The organism is Flavobacterium sp., from assembly GCF_039932285.1.
GTDB lineage: Bacteria > Bacteroidota > Bacteroidia > Flavobacteriales > Flavobacteriaceae > Flavobacterium.
The window spans coordinates 1-22,597 of the sequence record NZ_JBDTQE010000045.1 but is presented as its reverse complement, the minus strand read 5'-3'; the positions used below and the strand labels follow the sequence as shown (position 1 = coordinate 22,597).

Sequence of the window (22,597 nt, the reverse complement as noted above, 5' to 3'; positions counted from 1 at the left end):
AGTAAATATTCTTGAAAAAGGAACCAATAACGGAACTTCAACTGATTTTGAAGGAAAATTTTTACTTACTATACAAAATGATGAATCTAAACTAATTGTAAGTTCATTAGGATTTAAAACTACTGAAATAAAAGCTTCTGAAATTATAGTAATAAAACTTGAAGAAGAAGGTGTTGGACTACAAGAAGTAAATATTCAAGCTATAGGCTCTAGAAACGCTAAAAGAACTGTTGTAAATTCTGCTGTTCCTGTTGATATTATTAATGTAAAAGATGTAACAACACAAAGTGGAAAAATTGAAATTAATGAATTGTTACAATATGTTGCACCTTCATTTAATGCTAATAAACAATCAGGTTCTGATGGTGCCGATCACGTAGATCCAGCTTCACTTAGGGGAATGGGGCCAGATCAAACATTAGTTTTAATTAATGGGAAAAGAAGACACCAATCTTCATTAATAAATCTTTTTGGAACACGTGGAAGAGGAAATACAGGAACCGACTTGAATGCGATACCTGCTTCAGCAATAAAAAGAATTGAAATACTAAGGGATGGAGCAGCAGCACAATATGGTTCTGATGCTATTTCGGGAGTAATAAATATTGTTTTAAACGACAATGTAAATGAACTTACTGGTGCTGTAACTTATGGTGCTTACAACACTAATGCAAAAGGAGATTTTCCTACTGGTACTGCCAATACTCCAGGATATAGATTAGACCAAAATGGAAATGGAAATTCTTTTGGTAAAGACAAAAAACTAGATGGAAATTCCACAAAAATAGCTTTAAATTATGGGGTGAAATTGGGGACAAAAGGTGGTTATGCAAACTTTACAACCGAGTTCCTAAACAAAGAGAAAACTTTGCGTCCAGGATTCGATTTTAGAAAAGGATTTGGAGAGGCCGAAATATTTAGCGCCAATTTTATGGCCAATTTAGCTATTCCAATTACTAATAAAATTGAGTTTTATGCATTCGGTGGTAGAAATTATAGAGATACTGATGCTTATGCATTTACTAGAAATGATGGTGCGAGAGTTGTAGAATCTATATATCCTGGTGGATTTACACCAAGAATTACCTCAAATATTATAGACAATTCAATCGCTGCAGGCTTTAGAACGAGCACGACTAGTGGTTGGAAAATAGATTTGAGTAATACTTACGGTAAAAATATTTTTGATTACCGAATAGAAGGTACTCTAAATGCTTCATTAGAAGGAGCATCACCAAGAGCTTTTGATGCTGGTGGACACAGTTTAAGCCAGAATACTACAAATCTTGATTTTTCTAAAAACTATGACTCTGTTTTAAGTGGAATGAACTTAGCTTTTGGAGCTGAATTTCGTTCGGAAACATTTAAGATTATTACTGGTGAACTAGGTTCTTATGCAACTTATGACACATTTGGTAATCCTATTACAGATCCAACAACTCAGTCTGCACCTATCGACCCTATTTCTGGCGATCCAAGACCTGGAGGATCACAAGGATTTCCTGGTTATAGCCCAAAAAATGTCGTAGACAAAGGGAGATCAAACTTATCTCTTTATGCTGATGCCGAATTTGATATTACAAAAAAATTCTTAGTAAGTACAGCGGTACGTTTCGAAAACTATAGCGATTTTGGCAGTACATTAAACGGAAAATTAGCATCAAGATATAAAATAACAGATAATATAAATATTAGAGGATCTGTAAGCACTGGATTTAGAGCACCATCATTAGCGCAAATTTATTACAATACTAGTTTTACAAATTTTAGTAGTTCTGGGGCAACAGAAGTTTTACTTTCTGCAAATGATAGTCCAGTTACAAAAGCATTTGGTATTGGAAAACTTAATGAAGAAAAAGCAGTAAATGCATCTTTAGGGTTTACATTGACTAAAGGAAGTTTTACAGCAACTATAGACGGTTACATGATAAATGTTAAAGACAGAATCGTATTAACAGGATATTTTGATGCAACCTCTTTAGGATTAAATGTAGATGCAGCTCAGTTTTTTACCAATGGTGTAGATACTAAAACTAAAGGTTTAGATATGGTTGTATCTTGGAAAAAAACAGTGGGTGATTCTAAATTTGGAGTTACTGCTGTTGGAAACATCAATCATATGGAAATTTCTAATGTTAAAAATAATGGTTTAGACAGTCAGACTTTCTTTGGAGAAAGAGATAAAGCATTCTTATTAGCTTCTGCTCCATCAAACAAGTTTGCATTAAACCTAAATTATGGTTACCGATTTTTTGATGCTGGCTTAGCATTTACAAGATTTAGCCAAGTTAAATTATTAGATTATCAAGTTTATGAAGACGTTGCAAATTATGGTGGTTCTTTTGACAACCAAATAAAAGCTGCAACTGATACTTATAATGCAAAAATTGTAACCGATTTAACTTTAGGTTTTAAATTGACTAAATCCCTTAAATTAAGTATAGGTGCTAACAATTTATTTAATATTTATCCTGATCAACAAGATGATTGGGTTGAAGCTGGAGGATATTGGGATTCGGTTCAAATGGGTTTTAGTGGTGCTTATTACTATGCTAGACTCGGATTTAAATTCTAATTTATTTCTAAAAAATAAAACAAAAATGCCGTCTAAATTTAGACGGCATTTTTTATTGGTAATGACAAAAAATCCCACCGTCATATGGTGTCCAAAAAGCTGCTTTTTGATTTGATGATTTTAATACCTCATTTGCCCAAGTGTTACAAGTTTTAAACAAACTATAACTTCCCTTTGCTTCATAAAAAGAATCATTTTTAGCATAACCACGACCTAAAATACATTGCAAGTTTTTATCAGAATCTCTCTGAAAACTATCATTAATAAAAGTGACTAATTTTTGATAATTTTCTTTAGATATTAAAATTCTCTTACAACTTTCATTTTCAGAAACAGATTTATAAAATGTGGTGTGTATCGCAGAAGTACTTAAACCCGTTGCTGCTTTAAATGCTGTACTTGTTTTCAGATCAGACCATTGCGGTGTATCTAAATAAAAACCTTTATCTCCCCAACCTATTGCAAGATAATTCATTAGTGAATCTCTAGATTTTGTTTGGTTAAATTTAATTTCTTTACTCCAATCTTTTATTTCATTTTTTATAGGAACAATAATATCGGTGTGAACTCCATTTGTTTTAATAAAAATTTCAATTTCTTCTTTTTGAGTAACGCCAGCATTAACAGTGATTTTTGACAATCCAAAAGCAGAAAGTGAATACACAATTAGGAAAACTACGAATCCTAAAATTGCTTTAAAAAATAGGCTGAGAGATTTTTTTATGGTTTTCATAAATTTAATTTTAATATTCAAATCAAATATCAAGCCAAAAAAAGCCCGTATTTTCATACGAGCTTTTATATATTTTATACTTTTTTAGACATTAAATCTAAAATGCATCACATCACCATCTTTTACGATATATTCTTTTCCTTCTACTTTAAATTTTCCTGCTTCTTTAGCTTTGGCTTCAGTTCCGTAGTGAATGTAGTCTTCGTATGAGATTACTTCGGCACGGATAAATCCTTTTTCGAAATCGGTATGAATAACTCCTGCTGCCTGTGGTGCTGTTGCTCCAACATTAATTGTCCAAGCTCTCACTTCTTTTACTCCTGCTGTAAAGTAAGTTTGTTGTTTTAGTAATTTGTAAGCTGCACGAATAAGTACCGATGCGCCTGGTTCTTGCAAGCCCATATCTTCCAAGAACATTTTGCGTTCTTCGTAAGTTTCTAATTCCGTGATGTCAGCCTCTGTTCCAACTGCTAAAACGATTACTTCTGCATTTTCGTCTTTTACTAATTCACGAACTTGGTCTACATATTTGTTTCCTGTTGCTGCTGAATCTTCATCTACATTACAAACATACAATACTGGTTTTGATGTTATTAATTGAAAACTTTCAAATAATTCTTCTTCTTCATAACCTTTTGGCTCAACCGTTCTTGCCGATTTTGCTTGTAGTAAGGTTTCACGAATTCTATTTAGCAATCCTTCTTCTAGTTGCGCTTCTTTGTTTCCTGTTTTTGCAGCACGTTTTACTTTTTCCAAACGTTTTTCTACTGTTTCTAAGTCTTTTAACTGCAACTCAATATCAATAGTTTCTTTGTCCCGAATTGGATTTACATTTCCATCTACGTGAATAATATTATCATTATCAAAACAACGCAAAACATGAATAATAGCGTTACATTCTCTTATATTTCCTAAGAATTGGTTTCCTAAACCTTCTCCTTTACTTGCTCCTTTTACTAGTCCTGCAATATCTACAATATCTACAGTTGCCATTTGCACTCGTTCTGGTTTTACCAATTCTTCGAGTTTTTCGATTCTTGGATCAGGAACGTTTACTACACCAATATTTGGTTCGATAGTACAAAACGGAAAGTTTGCACTTTGTGCTTTTGCGTTTGATAAACAATTAAATAAAGTCGATTTTCCTACATTTGGTAATCCTACAATTCCTGCTTTCATTATGGTTTTGTTTTATAAAGTGTGCAAATATACTTTAAATCTTATTAAGATTCAAAGTATAAGAAAAGTAAAAAAGACAAAGCTTTTAGATTTAAAAAAGCTTATTGAGTTGCTAAACCTAAACGTTCAATAATTTCTTTTTCTTCTTTTGTAGAAACAAATCCTGATTCAAAATCCCAATAATTATTAAAAAATGAGGTTTTTTTATTAATTAATGATTTTTCTTTAAAAACGTTTTTGTCGTTATATTTAAAAAGTTCTTTGTCGAAGTTGGTAATTATCATGTGATTATTAACTTCTATTTTTCTATTTTGTTTCTTATATTTTTTTTCAAAACCAATTACTTCTTTAGAGTTTGCCAAATAATAAAGGTCATTATCTAATCTAAAAGTATTTTTAAATTCTAATTTATATATTTTGCTACTGTTTAAGAAAGATCTTCTTAAGTCTTCTAATCGAGATTCTGGAACCATAGATCCAACTTCCATTATAATCATTTTGTTTCTATCATAAACAATTGTAAACTCTGATAATACTCCACTAACTTCATCTATTGGAGTGGCTTTAATTACTAAGAAATCTTCATTACTTGGATATGATTTAATTTGAAAATCATACTTACGTTTCGCACCCGAAGCTAAAATTTCATCTATATATTTAAATTGATAATAATTCTCTATTATATTGTTTAAATTGTAACCTAAAAGATCTGCATCAATATCTTGATCTAAAACGCCTACTGCCCTATTTTGTTCTACTAAAATATCTGTTTTTATATTTTTTGAGTTTCCTAATATTTGAAAATTAATTAATCCATCATTAAAGAAAATAATTTGATCATTTTTTTTGTAGAACTCCCTTAAATAAACTTTTAGATTTACTGGAACTGTAATTTTTTCTAATGAATTTTTTACTATTTTTTTTAATATTTCTTGTGGAGGAACGTTTGTTAAAATAACTTCTTCTAATCTTTTTGCATTACTTTCCAAATAAACTACATTAACTTTTTTATCTAAATCAAAATATTTTACGATATATGTTTTATAGGATGAGTTTTCAAATTGTAAATTAGATTCACTTGTTAGGTTAATATTTGCTTCACCATTTTTATTGGTCAAAAAACCTTGCTTTGTTTTTAATGCTGTTATTGTTACTTCCTCAATTGGTAAACCAGTCTCTACATCTTTTACAATTACTGCAAATTCTATATTTTGAGAAAAAATAAAACCATTAATAAACAACAGCATAAAAGTTAAAAATTTATTCATTTTATTTTATTTTATTCAAATTTAATATAAAAATTAATTTATTAACAGTTATTTAAATAATTCTTTGAAAAGAAAAAGAGAGCTTTTTGAAAACTCTCTTTTTCTTTTTAAAAATTAATTATTGATTATGTAAAAATGATTGTCTATTTAATAACGTTTCTTCATTTTCTACATGATTATCATCAGGAATACAACAATCTACTGGACAAACTGCCGCACATTGTGGTTCGTCATGAAAACCTTTACACTCCGTACATTTACCTGGTACTATATAATATATATCGTCAGAAATTGGAGTTTGAGCTGCATTAGAATCTATTTCAGAACCATCAGGAAGTATAATTTTTCCTGATAATTTTGTTCCGTCTTTATATCTCCAATCGTCAGCGCCCTCGTATATAGCAGTATTTGGACATTCTGGCTCACATGCTCCACAATTTATACACTCGTCTGTTATAATTATTGCCATTTTATTTAGAATTAGATATTATATTTCAGATTTATAAAAAATGAAATCATTATTTTTGCACAAAATTACAATCAAAACCATTCATAAACAAATAAACAGATGTCACAAAACGATAAAAAAATAGCTTTTATTGAATTAGGGGAGTTTTTAAGACAATTTTCAGCAACTAATTCTGTAAAAAGCAAAAACGTTTTGCATAATGATTTATTTTTTGATGATTTTATATCACTTATAAATCTTTCTCAATCTCATAATGGTTGGTACACTAATGAAAATGTGCATTTTTCTATTAACTCATGGGCTGAAGCTTTAACCCAAGAAAATTTAGACAAATGGTTGTCTAATTATAATTTTACTAAATTTAACCCCAAAACAATTGCATTAATTCTTGCTGGAAATATTCCATTGGTAGGTTTTCATGACTTTTTATCGGTATTAATTTCGGGTCATAAAGTTTTGATTAAAACTTCATCAAATGACCAACATTTATTACCTTTTTTAGCAAAATATTTAATCGTTGTCGAACCAGAACTTAATAATTACATTACTTTTGTTGAAGGAAAACTAGAAAATTTTGATGCCGTAATTGCAACTGGAAGTGATAATACAGCTAGATATTTTGAGTATTATTTTAAAGACAAACCTTCAATTATTCGTAAAAACAGAAATTCTGTTGCCGTTTTAGATGGTTCCGAATCAAAAGATCAAATGATTGCTTTAGGCGAAGATATTTTTAGGTATTTTGGGCTAGGTTGTCGCAATGTTTCTAAAATTTTTATTCCTAAAAATTATAATTTTGATCTATTTTTTAACGGTATGTTTCCATATCAAGTTGTTATAAAATATGAGAAGTATGCTAATAATTATGATTATAATAAAGCAGTTTTCTTGATGAGTAATTTTAATTTATTAGACAATGAATTTTTAATCATTAAAGAAGATTCGAGTTACTCCTCACCTATTTCTTCTGTTTTTTACGAGTTTTACGATGATATAAATGACATTAAAAATCGTTTAGAAACTGATAAAGACAAAATACAATGTATTGTTTCTAATAATTTAGTCGAGAATAGTATTTCTTTTGGAACAACTCAAAAACCAAAACTCTGGGATTATGCCGATAATGTAGATACTATTGATTTTTTAATTCATCTATAATTTTAAAATCATGAATATATCGAAAATTAGCCAAATTATTGGTACCGAAAAAGAAAAAACAGCACACATTCACAAACCAAATTTTAATCTAGAAGCCCTAGTTAATTCTGGGAAAAATACAACTACAAAACAAAATAACACAATGAAAAAACACAATTACAGCGCAGGACCTTGCATACTTCCTCAAGAAGTTTTCGAGAAGTCGGCACAAGCCATTTTAAACTTTAACAATCTAAATTTATCACTTTTAGAAATTTCCCACAGAAGTAAAGATTTTGTAGCCGTTATGGAAGAAGCCAGAGCTTTAGTTTTAGAACTTTTAGGACTAGAATGTAAAGGTTACCAAGCTTTATTTTTAGCAGGTGGTGCTAGTTTAGAATTCCTTATGGTTCCTTATAACTTAATGAAAGAAAATGGCAAAGCGGCTTATTTAGATACAGGAACTTGGGCAAGTGGAGCGATTAAGGAAGCTAAACATTTTGGAGAAACCGTAGTTACAGCTTCATCAAAAGAAGAAAATTACAATCATATTCCTAAAAATTATAATATTCCTAGCGATGCAAGTTATTTTCACTGCACGAGCAATAATACTATCTTCGGAACACAAATGAAATCATTTCCAGATACAACTATTCCAGTAGTTTGCGATATGAGTTCCGATATTTTTTCGAGGGTTTTAGACTTTTCTAAATTTGATTTGATATATGCTGGCGCACAAAAAAATATGGGACCAGCAGGAACTACTTTGATTGTTGTTAAAGAAGAAATTTTAGGAAAAACAGGACGTTATATTCCATCAATGTTAGATTACGAAAAACACATTAAGGCAGAAAGTATGTACAATACACCACCAGTTTTTCCTATATATGCCTCTCTTTTAACTTTACAATGGTTAAAAAATTTAGGTGGAATTCCTGCAATAGAAAAAATAAATAATGCGAAAGCAAATTTATTATATTCCGAAATTGATAGAAATCCTTTGTTTAAAGGAGCTGCAAATGCTGAAGATAGAAGCAACATGAATGCTACTTTTTTATTAAATGACGAAAGTCATGCTGAATTATTTGACAAAATGTGCAAAGAAGCTGGAATTTCAGGATTACCAGGTCACAGATCTGTTGGTGGATATCGTGCTTCAATGTACAATGCGCTTCCACTAGAAAGTGTGCAAGTTTTAGTAGATGTCATGAAAGAATTAGAAAATAAAATTAAGCAATAACCAAACAATCATAACAATGAAAATATTAGCTAACGACGGGATTTCTAAAAGTGGAATTCTAGCATTAGAAAAAGGTGGTTTTGAAGTAATCACTACAAAAGTTGCCCAAGAACAAATTATCAATTTTGTAAATACAAACCAAGTTGCAGTTATATTGGTTAGAAGTGCAACAAAAGTTAGAAAGGATATTATTGATGCTTGCCCTTCGCTAAAAATTATAGGTCGTGGTGGCGTAGGAATGGATAATATTGATGTTGATTATGCCATTTCTAAAGATATACAAGTTATAAATACGCCCGCTTCGTCATCAAACTCAGTAGCAGAATTAGTATTTGCACATTTATTTTCAGGCGTACGATTTTTATATGATTCAAACAGAAATATGCCTCTAGAAGGAGATACTCGTTTTAATGATTTGAAAAAAGCTTATGCTGATGGTATTGAACTTCGTGGAAAAACCATCGGTATTATTGGTTTTGGAAGAATAGGACAATCTGTAGCAAAAATGGCTTTAGGACTAGGTATGAAAGTAATTGCGTCCGATAATTATGTGGGAAAAGCAGAAATTAAAGTTGAATTTTATAATGGTCAATTTATAAATGTAGAAATTGAAACAGAACCTGTTGATGATTTATTAAAACATTCGGATTTTGTAACCCTTCATGTTCCTGCTCAAAAAGATTATATTATAGGTAAAAAAGAATTTGACTTAATGAAAGATGGTGTAGGGATTATAAACTGTTCTCGTGGCGGAATTATAAACGAAGTCGAACTAGTTGCAGCATTGGACAGTAAAAAAGTATTATTTGCAGGTTTAGATGTTTTTGAAAATGAACCAACACCAGCGGTTCAATTACTTATGCACCCAAACATATCGATGACACCGCATATTGGTGCAGCAACTATCGAAGCACAAGACAGAATTGGTACAGAACTTGCTGAGCAAATTATTGCTTTGTTGAAAGCAGAAATATAAATATATTTCTTAATTTTACTATTAATCAATTAAAAACTAAATAAATTATGGCCGGATTAATAGATTTATTAAATAGTGATTTAGGAAAACAAATAATCTCTGGAGTTTCAGAAAAAGCAGGAACAAGTGAAGGAGAAACTTCTTCAGTATTGTCATCAGTTTTACCATCATTAGTTGGAGGAATGATGAATAATGCATCTACTCCAGAAGGGCAAAGTGGTTTACTTGGTGCTCTTTTAGGCGGAAAACACGATGGTAGTATTCTTGATAATTTATCTGGCTTTTTGGGAGGAGACGATCATTCTGACGGCGCAAATATTTTAGGGCACGTTTTAGGTGGAAACCAAGAAAGTATTCAAAATCAAGTGAGTGAAAATACAGGAGTTAGTTCTGATAAAATTGCTATGATTATGAAAATTGCAGCACCTATCCTAATGGGGTACCTTGCAAAACAAGCGCAAGGAAGCGGTTTAAATAACAGTGGTACTACTGCAAATGGTGGTGGTCTTACAGATATTCTTGGCGGATTATTAGGCGGCGGTCAAGCACAACAACAAGCACCCGCAACTTCTTCTATGGGAGGATCTATTTTAACCTCAATATTAGATCAGGACGGAGACGGACAACTTGGATTAGGAGATGCTGTTGCAGCAGCAACCAAAAAAGGTGGACTTGGTGGATTATTTGGTAGTCTTTTTGGAAAAAAATAATAATGCAAAATCCTGCTTCGGTGGGATTTTTTTATAAAATTAAATCATGAAACAGCTTTGTATTTTTGGATTAATTTTAATTTGTCTTGTTAGTTGCAAGACAAAAAACATAGCTAATACAAGTGTGCCAAATTCTATTAAAGGTGATACTGTAAGAATTGTTAATGAAGCGCTAGAATATGAAGTAACAATTATTGATGCTGGATTTACTTCTTGGCTTTATAGTCGTGCTTTACCTAGAAATTATTATTCTGAAAATTATCTAGAAAGCAAAAACAGAGTTTATGTTGCTGAATGGAACAATCGTGCTTCTCAACCTATGAGATACAATTCCAACTTATATGAAATGCAAATAAATTATGACAGCAATATTCATTATGGTTATGAAGTAAATTATCTAATTTATAATTATATGATTTATTTTCAAAATACTTATAAACAAAAGTTATTTGGTTTTGTTCCTCCTAGATAATCTTTTATATTTGTTTTAAATTAGAGACTATGAATAAATTAAAAGAACGTTGGGGAATATCTTCAAATTTTCAGTTAGTTGTTATATTTATAGTTTTTGCCATAAATGGTTCGCTTTCTGCTAGAATTTCTTCTTTTTGTATGTCTCTTCTTGGACTGAATAAAAACAATTTATCTCTACTTTTTTATTACTTAATACTTATTGTTCTTGTAATGCCTTTGTATCCTTTTTTGCTTCTTGTAGTCGGATTTATTTTTGGACAGTTTCAATTTTTCTTTAGATTTAGCAAAAAAATGCTTAAATCTATGGGATTAGGTTTTATTTTTAAATCATAAAAAAATCTCGAATTAATCGAGATTTTTTTATTTATGAACTAATATGAATTATTCATGCATAGTATGATAAACATTCATCACATCATCATCTTCTTCAATTTTTTCGATTAGTTTTTCTACATCAGCCATTTGAGCTTCATTAAGTTCCTTTGTTATTTGAGGAATACGTTCGAAACCAGAAGATAAAATTTCAATACCACGTGTTTCTAATTCTTTTTGAATGGTTCCAAAACTTCCAAAAGGTGCATAAATTAAAATTCCGTCTTCGTCTTCAAAAACTTCTTCTGCACCAAAATCTATTAATTCTAATTCTAATTCTTCAGGATCCATTCCGTTTGCAGGAATTCGGAAATTACAAGTGTGATCAAACATAAATTCGACTGAACCTTGAGTTCCCATTGTTCCGTTACATTTATTAAAATAACTTCTAATATTAGCAACAGTTCTGTTATTATTATCTGAAGCAGTTTCTATCAAAATGGCAATTCCATGTGGTGCATATCCTTCAAAAAGTATTTCTTTGTAGTTTGCTGTATCTTTGTCGGTTGCTTTCTTAATGGCACGTTCTACGTTTTCTTTAGGCATATTTACTGCCTTCGAGTTTTGTATTACGGCTCTTAATCTTGAATTTGCTTCCGGATTTGGCCCACCTTCTTTAACCGCCATTACAATATCTTTACCAATTCTGGTAAATGCTTTGGCCATTGCCGACCAACGCTTCATTTTTCTTCCTTTTCTAAATTCGAACGCTCTTCCCATTTCTAAGAATGTATTTATATTTTAATTAAATGCAAAAGTAATTTTTTCAATATCAATTACAAAATTCAAATTCAAAAATCAATTTGATTCTAATTGTCATTGATATTGAATTTTGTAATTGATTTATTTTTTATAAAATGGCAATTTTACCACTTTTGCCAGAACATCATTTTTTCTAATTCTGATAAAAATATCGCTATCAACTGCTGAAAATGAAGTGGGAACATAACCCAGTCCAATTCCAACATTCATACTTGGTGACATTGTACCTGAAGTTACAATTCCGATGACATTTCCAGTTGCATCAACGATTTCATAATCATGACGTGGCACAGCACGTTCTTGCATTTCAAATGCGACTAGTTTTCTAGAAACTCCTTCTTCTTTTTGCATTTTTAAGTTAGCGGAATTAGTAAATTCTTTATCAAATTTTGTAATCCAACCCAAACCAGCTTCAAGAGGTGAAGTGGTGTCATTTATATCGTTTCCGTACAAACAAAATCCCATTTCTAAACGCAAAGTATCACGAGCTGCTAATCCAATTGGTTTGATTCCGAAAGGTTTTCCTGCTTCGAAAATTTTGTTCCAAATCGCTTCTGCATCTTCATTTTTGAAATAAATTTCAAATCCTCCAGAACCAGTATAACCAGTTGCTGAAACGGTAACATCTTTTAGACCTGCAAATTCTCCAATTTGAAAAGAATAATAAGGCATATTTATTAAATCAATAGATGTTAATGATTGCATCGCTTCTGCCGCTTTTGGCCCTTGAATAGCTAGTAATGAATATCCATCAGAAAGATTTTGCATATCGACACCCAAATCATTGTGAGAAGATATCCAATTCCAATCTTTTTCAATATTCGAAGCATTTACGACCAACATATAATGATTATTCGCAATTTTATAAATGATTAAATCATCTACAATTCCGCCTTCATTATTTGGCAAACAAGAATATTGTGCTTTTCCGTCTACTAATTTTGAAGCATCATTTGAAGTTACTTTTTGTATTAACGCCAAAGCATTTTCTCCTTTTAAGAAAAATTCTCCCATGTGAGAAACGTCAAAAACACCTACACCATTACGAACAATCTCATGTTCTGCGTTTACTCCTTCATATTGAACAGGCATATTGTAACCTGCAAATGGAACCATCTTAGCTCCTAAGCCTTCGTGAATGTGTGTTAATGCTGTATTTTTCATTGTATATGTTAAATAAAATTTTAAGTCGCTAATTTATTGAAAAATCTTAAAAATAACCTCATAAATAGGACTTTTATTATTGATTATCTATTTTTTGTTAATATTATAAAGAACTCTTGCATTTTAACAAATGTTTGCGGAATTTTGAGGTCTTAAAAATCTAAAATGAACAATACTCATTATATCACTTCCGATGTTATTTCTATCGAAGAAATAAGCCAAATTATTTATGAAGTAAAACAAATTGCACTTTCTGAAGAAGCGTCTTTAAACATCGAAAAATGTCGTGCTTATCTAGATGCAAAAATGCAAAATAACGACAAACCAATTTATGGTATAAATACAGGTTTTGGCTCACTTTGTAATGTTATTATTTCCGATGAAAATCTATCTAAATTGCAAGAAAATTTAGTAAAATCTCATGCTTGCGGAACTGGAGACGAAGTGCCACAAGAAATTGTAAAACTAATGTTGTTACTTAAAATTCAATCTTTGAGTTACGGACATTCTGGAGTGCAATTGCAAACAGTTCATAGATTAATAGATTTTTATAATAATGACATTCTTCCTATAATATATACACAAGGTTCACTTGGTGCATCGGGCGATTTAGCACCTTTAGCTCATTTATCTTTACCATTATTAGGCGAAGGTGAAGTATATTATGATGGTTTTAGACAACCAGCTCATAAAGTTTTAGAGAAAATGGGATGGAAACCTATTGTTTTACAATCTAAAGAAGGATTGGCATTACTAAACGGAACTCAATTTATGAGTGCTTACGGCGTTTATTCGTTAATAAAAATTTCTAAATTATCTTATTTAGCCGATGTGATTGCAGCCATTTCCTTAGAAGGTTTTGATGGAAGAATAGAACCTTTTAATGAGTTAATACACATGGTTCGTCCACACAAAGGACAAATAAATACAGCGCGTCGTTTTAATGATTTGTTGGAAGGAAGTCAAATTATTGCCCAAGAGAAAAAGCATGTTCAAGATCCGTATTCTTTTAGATGTATTCCTCAGGTTCATGGCGCAAGTAAAGATGTGTTTGATTATGCCAGAAAAACATTTAAAACCGAAATTAATTCGGTTACAGATAACCCAAATATTTTTATAGAAAGTGATATTATTATTTCTGGTGGAAATTTTCACGGACAACCTTTGGCTTTAGCCTTAGATTTTCTAGGAATTGCTGTGGCAGAATTAGGAAGTATTTCCGAAAGAAGAACTTACCAATTAATATCTGGTTTACGAGATTTGCCTCCATTTTTAGTAAGTAATCCGGGATTAAATTCAGGATTTATGATTCCGCAATATACAGCGGCAAGTATCGCTAGTCAGAACAAACAATTGGCAACACCAGCCAGTATTGACAGTATTGTTTCTAGCAACGGACAAGAAGATCATGTAAGTATGGGAGCAAATGCAGCTACTAAAACGCTAAAAATTGTCGAAAATTTAGAACGTATCTTAGCTATCGAATTAATGAATGCTTCTCAAGCAATTGAATTTAGAAGACCATTACAATCGAGCGATTTTATAGAAATGTTCCTTAAATCTTTTAGAGAAGAAGTCCCGTTAGTTACCGAAGATAGAATCTTACATTATGATATTGAAAAATCTATTTTGTTTCTGAATAGTTTTCAAATTGATGATGTGGAATAATGTTAGATAACCCGAAAATTGTTACTCTTTTCGAAAAAAAATTGATTGGAAACAAATTGGAAATGTCTTTTGCAAACGATAAAACTTTTCAGCTTTGGAGTAGTTTTATGACAAGGCATAGAGAAATTAAAAATCGAATAGGAACTCATAAGTTTTCATTGCAAAATTATGGAGAAAACTTTCAATCTGATCCTACAATTACTTTTGTGAAATGGGCACTTATTGAAGTTTTAAACTATAATTATGTTCCTGAAGGAATGGAAACTTATACTATTAATGAAGGCTTATTTGCTGTTTTTACTTATAATGATCCTTCAAAAAATGCAGTACAAGTTTTTCAATATATTTATAATGTTTGGTTACCAAATTCTAGTTATGAATTAGATAACAGAGAGCATTTTGAAATTTTAGGAGAAAATTATAATCCTCAAGGTAATGGCAAAGAAGAAATTTATATTCCTATAAAACTAAAATAAATTAATTTTAGTTTTATAGGAATATCTACTATTTTAAGATAATTATCTATTGTATAATTAATTTTTTAATTACCGATTTGTTATCTTCTACAACTTTTACCATATAAATTCCTGAAGCCAAATTTAAATTTAGTTGCTCATTATTTTTGTAATTCCCTACATAAACACTTAAACCTGTCATTGAAGAAATTTCAACTTTAGCTTCATTTGTTAATCCAGAAATCGTAATAAAATCTTTTGTAGGGTTTGGATACATTGTGATTTTTAACTCATTAAAATCTGGTGTAGATAAAGCAGATGACCACGTTTCTCCAGCGTGAATTCCCCAAATATAATCTGCTAAATTAGGATAATCAATAAAAGGGTTACGATTAAGTTGCCAAGTATAAATATAATTATTCCTATTCATTTCAAAATCATCTGAAGTGTCAGTCATATTCCATTGCAATAAGGTAGTTAAATCCCCTATTTGCCCTAAAATTGTATCTGCAGGATCTCCGTTAATAACATTTAAACCATTATAACGAACTGCCGTATAAAATAATGATCTTGCCACGTCACCTCTCCATGTACCCGAATTTCCTATTGGTCCATTATAATCTACCCCGTAATTTCTATTATTTCTTGAAGAATTTTCCTGACCATCTACTGCTCTAATATGGTGTGCATCTGCATGTCCTGTAGTAATATTATCAGGCCCTGGAGTACCATAAGTATTCCAAGTATTTATTCCTTGTGGTGTACTTGTAGTAGCATCTGCAAAACCTCCTCTAGATTGGCAATATATATGCTCTCGATTCCATTTTCCTACAATACTATTCCCTGTTTGGTAATCTATTTTAGATCGAGGTATTTCACTATAAATTAACCACACTTGATTGCTGTTTTCTGGGTTTTGGTCTGCAACTTTAAGAATATCATAAATATCTCCGTAGACGTGTGCATGAATCACTGATGGATTTGCGATTATATCTTGTAATCCTTGTTTTAAAGCGGAGCCAGACAACCCTTCAATTGACGAATAATATCCTGCTGGAGCTGTACTTGTAACCAATCCGTGTGTAGGATTTGTTGGAGATCCAAAAGGCAAAATCACAAAATTAATATCATTTACCCTAATAATCATATTATTGTTATACAAACTATATCCAGAAGTTACAGCGCCTACAACAATTTTTATTTCTTCATCACCTTCATTAGTTCCATCATCTAAAACTTGTATTGTAGTACTTCCAACTGTTGTTCCAACAGGTATCGTTACCGATGTTGTTCCAGAATAATCAGCAGTTGTAAAAGCGCCATTATTTAAAGAAAAATTGATTACCAAATCACTTCCCATAACTACGCTTGTTGATGTAAAAGTAACTGTAAATGATTGCCCTTCTGTTAATGTAGAAGCACTAGTTGTTAATCTCAAATAAGTTAACACAATTCCAGAACCATCATTATTCATTCCTGGAGTTGGTGCTTTTACCTCATAAGTACCATCAATTTTTCTTTGAATAGATTGTGAAGCAGCCGCAGAATTTAGATTTTCATTAACACAGGTAACTAATCCTAAAATCCCCATCAATGCGGTTGGTTTTGCTGTTCCATTATTAGAATACGCTAATGCATCTATCAATCCATTTGCATGAGCTGTTGTGTTTAGTGGAAAATCGGTAGCATCTCCTAAATAAAGACCTACAACATCTGGTCCGTTTTGAATTGTTGTAATTGGAATAAGAAATGCTGGAGTTGGGGAAACTTGAGGATTTCCAAAATGAATAATCCCATTTACATCTGTCGAATATCCGTCTAAATCGAGAGAATAGTAACTAACAATTCCCGAATATGGGCTTGTACCTCCTGCATTATAAAAAACCAGAACATAACCATCTAATGGCATATTTGGCGTAGCAGATTTTAGTTCTATAAATTCTAAAACATCTGTACTATTAGTATCTGGATCTAGCTCATTAATCACAACTTGAGAAAATGCAGCATTACAAAATAGCAGCAATAAAAGTATTTTTTTTATCATTTTGAATAGAATTTGGGATTGCAATATATCAAAATTTAAGTAGTTTAAAACATTTAAAATAAAATGTTTTAAACACGCAACCAATACAAGTTTAATATATCTATTATTGTATAAGTATTTATAATAGATAAAGTTAGCTGTTATTTTTTGATTTTATTTAAAAAATTGAATTTTAATTTTCTAAAAAAATATTAATTATGTTAAATTGCATTCAAATTATATAAAATTGACTCAAAACTTAAATTTTTCTTTTAAAACTCTTTTATTATTTGTTTGTTTATTTACAACAACTAACTATTATGGTCAACAACAAACTAAAATAAATATTGTTTTAGACGATATTTCACATATTTTGAATATTAAACAGACAATACAAATTACAAATAACTCAAATAAAGCTATTTCAAAATTAGTTCTAAACGATTGGAATAATGCTTACTCAAGTAAATATTCGCCACTTGGAAAACGTTTTTCTGACCAATACACGAGAGCTTTTCATTTAGCAGCAAATAGCGATAGAGGAAATACGATAATTACTAAAATGTTTGTAAATGATTCTCTTGCAACATGGAACCGAATAAATAATCAAATAGATATTATTGAAATTGAATTAAAGCAAAATCTTCAACCTAAAGGATCATTAACTATTGAAACTGAATATTCTTTAAAAATTCCTAACTCAAAATTTACTCGTTTTGGATATGAAAATGGCAAATATTATTTAAAAAATTGCTTTTTATCACTCGCTCGATTATCTAATGATGGTGAATTTGTATTTTACAGTAACGAAAATATTGAAGATATTGCAAATGCAACTTACGAAAACATAGATATTAGTTTTACTATTCCTAAAGATCAGGAACTCACTACCGATTGTAATTTAATAAATCAAACTGAATCAGAAGATACCAAAACAATCGAATATAATGCAAAAAACAGATCTGAAATTCAACTAGCAATTGAGAAAAATAACAGCTACGAAAGTTTTAAAAATGACCAAATCGAAGTTGAAACAAATTTATCTGACTCTAGATTAAATGGTATTCAAAAAGCAATTGTGATTGATAAAATTGTAAATTATGTTTCCGAAAATTTAGGCAAACTTCCTCAAAAAAAAATCATGGTTTCTCAAGTTGACTATGAGAGAAATCCTTTTTATGGGTTAAATCAATTGCCTGCTTTTATTAGCCCTTTTCCAAATGATTTTTTGTATGAAATAAAATTTTTGAAAGCCTATCTATACAATTACTTGAAATCATCATTAAAAATAGACCAACGGAAAGACAGCTATATATTTGATGCAATTCAGGTATATATTATGATGAAATATATTGATGAAAATTATCCTGAATTAAAAATGTTGGGAAATCTTTCTAAATATAAAATTCTAAAAGGTTATAATTTAGTAAACGCCAATTTTAATGAGCAATATAAGTACTTGTACTTGCTTATGGCTAGAGATAATTTAGATCAACCTATTGGAGAATCTAAAGAAAGTTTTATTAAATTTAATGAGCAAATTGCAGGAAAATATAAAGCTGGATTAAGTTTTAAATATTTGAACTCGGTCTTAAAAGATAGTACTGTCGAAAATAGTTTTAAAGAATTTTTACTGTTAAATCAAGAAAAACAAACCAATTCCTCTGATTTTGAATCTATTTTGAAGAAAAAATCTAATCAAAATATCGATTGGTTTTTTTCTGATTTAATTAATTCAAGAAAAATTATAGATTATAAATTTGGTAAACTAAACAAAACTAAAGATAGCATTTCTGTAACCATAAAAAATAATTCTAATACAACTGTTCCGATAACTATAACTGGATTAAAAAACAAAGAAATTGTTTTCACACAATGGTTGTACAATATAAAAAATGATACAACATTTGCACTTAGTAGAAATATTGCAGACAAATTAGTCTTAAATTATGACAATAATATTCCTGAGTTTAATTCTAGAAATAACTACAAATCTCTAAAAGGTTTTTTATATCCAAACAGACCTTTGCGATTTAATTTTTTTAAAGATTTAGAAAATCCTACTTATAATCAAATTTTTTACGTCCCAGAAATCACTTATAATTTATATGACGGAATAATAACCTCATTAAGTTTACACAACAAATCATTTATAAACAGGATTTTTATATATGATATAAATCCTAGTTTTTCTACAAGAACAAAATCATTTACTGGATCTGGTGTTGTTTCATTCAAACAACAATTTAGAGATCAAAAATTATATGAAATTAGATACGGACTAAGTGGATCTTATTTTCATTATATACAAAATGCAGCTTATCTAAAAATAAATCCTGTATTACAATTTAAATTTAGAGATTTAGATTTGAGAAGTAATAAAAGACAATATCTTACCTTTAGAAATGTTTTTGTAAACAAAGATGAAGCTCCTATTAGCAGTACTACAAGTACAATAACAAAAAATTCGCCTCTAAGTTATTCTGTTTTCGACACAAGATATTCTATAAGTAATTCAGAAATTTCGAAAGGTTTTGGTTTTGGAACCGATTTACAATTTGCAAAAGATTTTGGTAAAATTTCAACCGAAGTCGCTTATAGAAAATTATTCGAAAATAATTATCAATTTGGTTTAAGATTATATGCTGGTACATTTTTATATAAAAATACTACTACTGAGTTTTATAATTTTGGATTAGACAGACCCAAAGATTATTTATTCGATTACAATTATTATGGTCGTTCTGAAAGTACAGGATTATTTAGCCAAGAAATAATAATTGCCGAAGGAGGTTTTAAATCTAAATTTTTAAATCCTTATGCCAATAAATGGATGACAACCGTAAATGCATCATCATCAATATGGCATTGGATAGAAATGTACGGAGATATTGGATTGTATCAAAATAAGGGTCAAAAAACCCAATTTGTATATGATAGTGGTTTGCATCTTGATTTAGTTTCTGGTTATTTCGAACTATTTTTACCTGTATATTCTAGTAATGGATTTGAAATGGGACAAAAAAATTATCAAGAAAAAATTCGCTTTATCGCTACATTTAATCCTAAAACACTTATTGGGCTTTTTACACGAAAATGGTTTTAATATTTCATTATTTTGATTTTATTTTTAAACAAAAAACATTAAAAGCTAATATTAAAAACACATAATATAATTTTATTGTTATAATCAATAAAAAAATTATCAATACTTCAATAATATTTTCCACTACATTTATACAACATAACTAGTTTTTACTTAAATTTGTCATTATTACATTTCGAATTTATGATACAAGTAGAAGAAAAACAGCCGTTAACTTTTGAAGATTTCAAAACCGAAGTTATACACGATTATACAATAGCCACGACAAGTCGCGAATGCAGTTTACTAGGAAGACGTGAAGTTTTGACTGGCAAAGCTAAGTTCGGAATCTTTGGTGATGGTAAAGAAATCCCACAATTAGCTATGGCAAAAGCCTTCAAAAATGGTGATTTTCGTTCGGGATATTATCGTGATCAAACCTTTATGATGGCAATTGGTCAAATGACAACGCAGCAGTTTTTTGCAGGTTTATATGGTCATACCGATTTGGCTCATGATCCTATGAGTGCTGGTCGCCAAATGGGCGGTCATTTCGCTACACATTCGCTAGACGAAAACGGAAACTGGAAAAACCTAACCCAACAAAAAAATTCAAGTGCAGACATCTCTCCTACTGCTGGGCAAATGCCTCGTTTATTAGGATTGGCTCAAGCATCAAAAATATATAGAAATGTAGCTGGAATAGAACAAGTAAATTTTTCTGAAAAAGGAAATGAAGTCGCTTGGGGAACTATAGGAAATGCCTCAACTTCTGAAGGTTTATTTTTCGAAACCATCAATGCTGCTGGTGTTTTACAAGTGCCAATGGTAATGAGTGTTTGGGATGACGAATACGGAATTTCGGTTCATGCACGTTATCAGACAACCAAAGAAAACATATCGGAGATCCTTAAAGGTTTCCAACGTGATGAAGAGAATAAAGGTTACGAAATCATGACCGTAAAGGGTTGGGATTATCCAACATTAGTCGAAACATATCAAAAAGCTTCCACAATTGCTCGTGAACAACACGTTCCTGTATTAATTCATGTTCGTGAACTAACACAACCTCAAGGACATTCAACTTCTGGATCACACGAACGATACAAAAATGCCGAAAGACTAGAATGGGAAGGCGATTTCGATTGCTTACGCCAAATGAAACTGTGGATGATTGAAAATAATATTGCAACATCTGAAGAAATTGAAGCCATTGACAATCAAGCTAGAAAAGAAGTTTTAGAAGCTAAAAAAGCAGCTTGGACAGCTTTTGTAACACCTATTAAAGAAGAAAGAGATGAATTAGTTTCATTACTAAATACCATTGCAAATGCTAGTGAAAACAAAGTTTTTATAGAAAAATATGCGAATGATTTGGCTTCAATAAAAGAGCCGATAAGAAAAGATAGTATTACAACAGCTCGTAAAATTTTACGATTAATCGTCAAAGAAAACGGAAAAGACCAACTAGCGACTTGGATTACTAATTATACTAATAAAATACAACCAAAATTCAGCTCTCACCTATTCTCGCAATCAGATAAAAATATATTTTCTGTAAGTGAAGTTTTACCAACTTATGATAATACTGCCGAAGAAGTAGATGCTCGTTTGGTTTTGCGTGATAATTTTGATGCCATTTTTACAAAATATCCTGAAAGTTTAATTTTTGGAGAAGATGCAGGAAATATTGGCGATGTAAACCAAGGTTTAGAAGGAATGCAAGAAAAATACGGAGAACTTCGTGTTGCCGATGTTGGTATTCGTGAAGCTACCATTTTAGGTCAAGGAATTGGAATGGCAATGCGTGGCTTGAAGCCTATTGCCGAAATTCAGTATTTAGATTATTTGCTTTACGCTATTCAAATCATGAGTGACGATTTAGCAACTTTACAGTATAGAACTGCTGGTCGCCAAAAAGCGCCTCTTATTATTCGTACTCGTGGTCACCGTTTAGAAGGAATCTGGCATTCAGGTTCGCCAATGGGAATGATTATAAATGCTATTCGTGGTATTCATGTTTTGGTTCCAAGAAACATGACTAAAGCAGCTGGTTTTTACAACACTTTGTTAGAGACTGATGAACCTGCTCTTGTGGTTGAATGTTTGAATGGTTACCGATTAAAAGAAAAAATGCCAACCAATTTAGGGGAATTCAAAACACCAATTGGAGTAATTGAAATCCTTAAAGAAGGAAAAGATATCACTTTAGTTTCTTACGGTTCTACGTTGCGTTTGGTAGAACAAGCGGCTAAAGAATTATTAGAAGTAGGCATCGATGCTGAAATCATTGATATTCAATCGTTA

18 protein-coding genes are annotated in these 22,597 nt (G+C 30.7%); 11 read left to right on the top strand and 7 right to left on the bottom strand.

All coding sequences use genetic code 11. The annotated features are described in order from the left end of the window. A partial coding sequence (locus ABI549_RS09280) for a TonB-dependent receptor (RefSeq protein ID WP_348076179.1) occupies positions 1-2,575 on the top strand: 2,575 nt, incomplete at its 5' end. Positions 2,576-2,627: 52 nt separating this feature from the next. Here ABI549_RS09280 and ABI549_RS09275 read toward each other — a convergent pair. The 4 genes from ABI549_RS09275 to ABI549_RS09260 form a co-directional block, all read right to left on the bottom strand. Further along, on the bottom strand, positions 2,628-3,308 hold the full coding sequence (locus ABI549_RS09275) for a TIGR02117 family protein (protein WP_348076178.1): 681 nt from the start codon (positions 3,306-3,308) through the stop codon (positions 2,628-2,630). A gap of 84 nt (positions 3,309-3,392) precedes the next feature. Then, positions 3,393-4,487, bottom strand: coding sequence for a redox-regulated ATPase YchF (ychF, locus tag ABI549_RS09270; RefSeq protein WP_348076177.1), 1,095 nt, complete (start codon positions 4,485-4,487; stop codon positions 3,393-3,395). A 101-nt stretch (positions 4,488-4,588) separates the two neighbouring features. After that, positions 4,589-5,755 carry a hypothetical protein gene (locus tag ABI549_RS09265; protein WP_348076176.1) on the bottom strand — a complete coding sequence of 389 codons (1,167 nt, stop codon included), beginning with the start codon at positions 5,753-5,755 and terminating at the stop codon, positions 4,589-4,591. Between the two features lie 118 nt (positions 5,756-5,873). Then, a complete protein-coding gene (locus tag ABI549_RS09260) occupies positions 5,874-6,224 on the bottom strand; it encodes a 4Fe-4S dicluster domain-containing protein (RefSeq protein ID WP_348076175.1) in 351 nt (116 codons plus the stop codon). A 99-nt stretch (positions 6,225-6,323) separates the two neighbouring features. Between ABI549_RS09260 and ABI549_RS09255 the strand changes: the two genes are divergently transcribed. The 6 genes from ABI549_RS09255 to ABI549_RS09230 all read left to right on the top strand — a co-directional run bounded on the left by ABI549_RS09255 (position 6,324) and on the right by ABI549_RS09230 (position 11,094). Continuing rightward, positions 6,324-7,382 (top strand): acyl-CoA reductase, encoded by a 1,059-nt coding sequence (locus ABI549_RS09255; RefSeq protein ID WP_348076174.1) that lies wholly within the window; start codon positions 6,324-6,326, stop codon positions 7,380-7,382. Between the two features lie 142 nt (positions 7,383-7,524). Next, positions 7,525-8,601 (top strand): 3-phosphoserine/phosphohydroxythreonine transaminase, encoded by a 1,077-nt coding sequence (gene serC / locus ABI549_RS09250; RefSeq protein WP_348076180.1) that lies wholly within the window; start codon positions 7,525-7,527, stop codon positions 8,599-8,601. A 16-nt stretch (positions 8,602-8,617) separates the two neighbouring features. Beyond that, positions 8,618-9,577: a D-2-hydroxyacid dehydrogenase gene (locus ABI549_RS09245; RefSeq protein ID WP_348076173.1), complete on the top strand. Its 960-nt coding sequence runs from the start codon at positions 8,618-8,620 to the stop codon at positions 9,575-9,577. Between the two features lie 47 nt (positions 9,578-9,624). Further along, on the top strand, positions 9,625-10,287 hold the full coding sequence (locus ABI549_RS09240) for a DUF937 domain-containing protein (RefSeq protein ID WP_348076172.1): 663 nt from the start codon (positions 9,625-9,627) through the stop codon (positions 10,285-10,287). A 46-nt stretch (positions 10,288-10,333) separates the two neighbouring features. Beyond that, positions 10,334-10,759: a DUF6146 family protein gene (locus tag ABI549_RS09235; RefSeq protein WP_348076171.1), complete on the top strand. Its 426-nt coding sequence runs from the start codon at positions 10,334-10,336 to the stop codon at positions 10,757-10,759. A 29-nt stretch (positions 10,760-10,788) separates the two neighbouring features. Then, positions 10,789-11,094, top strand: coding sequence for a DUF6787 family protein (locus ABI549_RS09230; RefSeq protein ID WP_348076170.1), 306 nt, complete (start codon positions 10,789-10,791; stop codon positions 11,092-11,094). Positions 11,095-11,142: 48 nt separating this feature from the next. On the opposite strand, the gene ABI549_RS09225 is transcribed toward ABI549_RS09230, so the two are convergent. Together ABI549_RS09225 and gcvT are read right to left on the bottom strand one after the other, a co-directional pair. Beyond that, on the bottom strand, positions 11,143-11,853 hold the full coding sequence (locus ABI549_RS09225) for a YebC/PmpR family DNA-binding transcriptional regulator (protein WP_348076169.1): 711 nt from the start codon (positions 11,851-11,853) through the stop codon (positions 11,143-11,145). A gap of 123 nt (positions 11,854-11,976) precedes the next feature. Next, positions 11,977-13,059, bottom strand: coding sequence for a glycine cleavage system aminomethyltransferase GcvT (gcvT, locus tag ABI549_RS09220; protein ID WP_348076168.1), 1,083 nt, complete (start codon positions 13,057-13,059; stop codon positions 11,977-11,979). Positions 13,060-13,224: 165 nt separating this feature from the next. Here gcvT and hutH point away from each other — a divergent pair, with 165 nt between their 5' ends. Both hutH and ABI549_RS09210 read left to right on the top strand, forming a co-directional pair. After that, positions 13,225-14,727, top strand: a complete 1,503-nt coding sequence (gene hutH / locus ABI549_RS09215; RefSeq protein ID WP_348076167.1) for a histidine ammonia-lyase — start codon at positions 13,225-13,227, stop codon at positions 14,725-14,727. After that, a complete protein-coding gene (locus ABI549_RS09210) occupies positions 14,727-15,203 on the top strand; it encodes a GyrI-like domain-containing protein (protein ID WP_348076166.1) in 477 nt (158 codons plus the stop codon). The genes hutH and ABI549_RS09210 overlap by 1 nt, the downstream gene beginning before the upstream one ends. Positions 15,204-15,249: 46 nt before the next feature. On the opposite strand, the gene ABI549_RS09205 is transcribed toward ABI549_RS09210, so the two are convergent. After that, positions 15,250-17,226 carry an endonuclease gene (locus ABI549_RS09205; protein WP_348076165.1) on the bottom strand — a complete coding sequence of 659 codons (1,977 nt, stop codon included), beginning with the start codon at positions 17,224-17,226 and terminating at the stop codon, positions 15,250-15,252. A gap of 226 nt (positions 17,227-17,452) precedes the next feature. On the opposite strand from ABI549_RS09205, the gene ABI549_RS09200 reads away from it, so the two are divergent. Both ABI549_RS09200 and ABI549_RS09195 read left to right on the top strand, forming a co-directional pair. Then, on the top strand, positions 17,453-20,311 hold the full coding sequence (locus ABI549_RS09200) for an aminopeptidase (RefSeq protein WP_348076164.1): 2,859 nt from the start codon (positions 17,453-17,455) through the stop codon (positions 20,309-20,311). 183 nt (positions 20,312-20,494) lie between these two features. Then, on the top strand, positions 20,495-22,597 hold a 2,103-nt coding region (locus tag ABI549_RS09195; protein WP_348076163.1), incomplete at its 3' end, for a thiamine pyrophosphate-dependent enzyme.

What these genes read in the sequence shown, in the direction of transcription:
- ABI549_RS09275 (WP_348076178.1), bottom strand. Translation starts at nt 3,308, where the DNA reads ATGAAAACCATAAAAAAATCTCTCAGCCTATTTTTTAAAGCAATTTTA.
- ychF (WP_348076177.1), bottom strand. Translation starts at nt 4,487, where the DNA reads ATGAAAGCAGGAATTGTAGGATTACCAAATGTAGGAAAATCGACTTTA.
- ABI549_RS09265 (WP_348076176.1), bottom strand. Translation starts at nt 5,755, where the DNA reads ATGAATAAATTTTTAACTTTTATGCTGTTGTTTATTAATGGTTTTATT.
- ABI549_RS09260 (WP_348076175.1), bottom strand. Translation starts at nt 6,224, where the DNA reads ATGGCAATAATTATAACAGACGAGTGTATAAATTGTGGAGCATGTGAG.
- ABI549_RS09255 (WP_348076174.1), top strand. Translation starts at nt 6,324, where the DNA reads ATGTCACAAAACGATAAAAAAATAGCTTTTATTGAATTAGGGGAGTTT.
- serC (WP_348076180.1), top strand. Translation starts at nt 7,525, where the DNA reads ATGAAAAAACACAATTACAGCGCAGGACCTTGCATACTTCCTCAAGAA.
- ABI549_RS09245 (WP_348076173.1), top strand. Translation starts at nt 8,618, where the DNA reads ATGAAAATATTAGCTAACGACGGGATTTCTAAAAGTGGAATTCTAGCA.
- ABI549_RS09240 (WP_348076172.1), top strand. Translation starts at nt 9,625, where the DNA reads ATGGCCGGATTAATAGATTTATTAAATAGTGATTTAGGAAAACAAATA.
- ABI549_RS09235 (WP_348076171.1), top strand. Translation starts at nt 10,334, where the DNA reads ATGAAACAGCTTTGTATTTTTGGATTAATTTTAATTTGTCTTGTTAGT.
- ABI549_RS09230 (WP_348076170.1), top strand. Translation starts at nt 10,789, where the DNA reads ATGAATAAATTAAAAGAACGTTGGGGAATATCTTCAAATTTTCAGTTA.
- ABI549_RS09225 (WP_348076169.1), bottom strand. Translation starts at nt 11,853, where the DNA reads ATGGGAAGAGCGTTCGAATTTAGAAAAGGAAGAAAAATGAAGCGTTGG.
- gcvT (WP_348076168.1), bottom strand. Translation starts at nt 13,059, where the DNA reads ATGAAAAATACAGCATTAACACACATTCACGAAGGCTTAGGAGCTAAG.
- hutH (WP_348076167.1), top strand. Translation starts at nt 13,225, where the DNA reads ATGAACAATACTCATTATATCACTTCCGATGTTATTTCTATCGAAGAA.
- ABI549_RS09210 (WP_348076166.1), top strand. Translation starts at nt 14,727, where the DNA reads ATGTTAGATAACCCGAAAATTGTTACTCTTTTCGAAAAAAAATTGATT.
- ABI549_RS09205 (WP_348076165.1), bottom strand. Translation starts at nt 17,226, where the DNA reads ATGATAAAAAAAATACTTTTATTGCTGCTATTTTGTAATGCTGCATTT.